The organism is Paraburkholderia sp. SIMBA_030, assembly GCF_046535245.1.
Lineage (GTDB): Bacteria > Pseudomonadota > Gammaproteobacteria > Burkholderiales > Burkholderiaceae > Paraburkholderia.
On record NZ_JAWRXB010001200.1, the window covers coordinates 1 to 251 of the forward strand.

At 71.3% G+C, this 251-nt stretch carries 1 protein-coding gene; it reads right to left on the reverse strand.

Annotated features, from left to right (window positions below; translation table 11 throughout):
* A partial coding sequence (locus SB772_RS43835; protein ID WP_410839008.1) for a hypothetical protein occupies positions 1-209 on the reverse strand: 209 nt, incomplete at its 3' end.
* Between the last annotated feature and the right edge of the window lie 42 nt (positions 210-251).

Below are 251 nucleotides of genomic sequence, written 5' to 3' on the forward strand. Positions count from 1 at the left end.
TCTACAGCGTGCGGCGCAAATTCGGTCATGCGGTCATCCGCAACGTGCGCGGGCTCGGCTGGGCGGTGTGCGTCTGACGCAAACGCGAAGAAAAACGCGGCGAGCGGACGACTCGCCGCGAGGCGCGCGACGCGGGGGGAAAGCCGCGTCGCCCGCGCGAAACGATGGAGGCGGACGGGCGCGCTTACGACGCCAGCAGACGCTGCCACGGATGCGCCTGCCAGGCCCGCGAGAGCGCTGCGAGCAAGGCG